At 76.3% G+C, this 1,026-nt stretch carries 1 protein-coding gene; it reads right to left on the bottom strand.

What is annotated here, in order from left to right:
- Positions 1-630 (bottom strand): phosphatase PAP2 family protein (locus tag DZF91_RS23270; RefSeq protein ID WP_117359496.1); only part of this gene is annotated, 630 nt, incomplete at its 3' end.
- Between the last annotated feature and the right edge of the window lie 396 nt (positions 631-1,026).

Below are 1,026 nucleotides of genomic sequence, written 5' to 3'. Positions count from 1 at the left end.
GGGCGCCGCCGCGGGGGACGGCGCGGGCGCGGCCGTCCCGAGGGCGAGCGGCCCCAGCGGTCCCCAGGCGCGCAGCCGCTCGACCAGCGGCGTGAGGATCCTGGCCGCCAGCAGCGACACGCCCGCCGCGACCGTCAGCCCGACCAGGAACCCGACGGCGACGTCGTGCGGGTAGTGCACGCCGACGAACACGCGGGAGAACGCCTCCAGCACCGCCAGCGACAGCACCCAGGGGGCCAGCGCGCGCCACGCCACCAGCAGCCCCGCCGCGGCCCCCGCGGCGATCGTCGCGTGGTTGCTGGGGAACGACCAGTCGCCGGGCGGGGGGCAGGAGGCGATGTTCATCGCGTGCGGCACCGCCCGGCAGGGGCGTTCCTCCCGCAGCACGTCCTTGACGTTGGAGCTGACCAGGTAGGCGCACACCATCGCGACCGGGGCCAGCAGCGCCAGGGCCATCGACCGGTCGTCGCGGGTCCGGGCCCGCCACCAGCCGGCGACGAACAGCGCGGCGAACGCCAGCAGACCCGCCTCCGTCCCGACCTCCGCGCCGGTGTGCACCCAGCCGGGCGTCCCGTGCGCGAACTCGGTGATCGTCCGGTACAGGTCCGCGCTGATACCCGGTGCTCGCATGCTCCCCCTCCGTGTCCTGCCGCCGTCCCGGGGTGGCGGGGCGGGGCGGTCCCGGGAAGCGGTCCCGGGACAGATCAGATCATCTACCAGACCGGGAGGGTTCACGCACCGTTCACCGCAACGCGGGCCGGGGCGGGGGCCGCCCGGATTCCTGCCGGTGCGGCCCGCCGTACATCGAAAGTGGTACGCGGGGTTCGTCACCGCCGACGATGCCCGCGCCGCCGCCCGGCCGTGACACTGGAACCATCCGTCCACGCAGGAGAGACATGTCCACGCCATCCGCCGAGCACCCCGCCGAGCACCCGTCCGCGCAGTCCGCCCGCCACGGCGGCGCGGCGCCGTCGGACCGTCCCGACGGCCTGCCCGACGGGCCGCCCGCCGAGCGGCTGCGGGATG

It is taken from the genome of Actinomadura logoneensis, assembly GCF_003428695.1.
GTDB lineage: Bacteria > Actinomycetota > Actinomycetes > Streptosporangiales > Streptosporangiaceae > Spirillospora > Spirillospora logoneensis.
The sequence above is the reverse complement of the archived record's forward strand: the minus strand, read 5'-3'. Positions and strand labels throughout refer to the sequence as shown.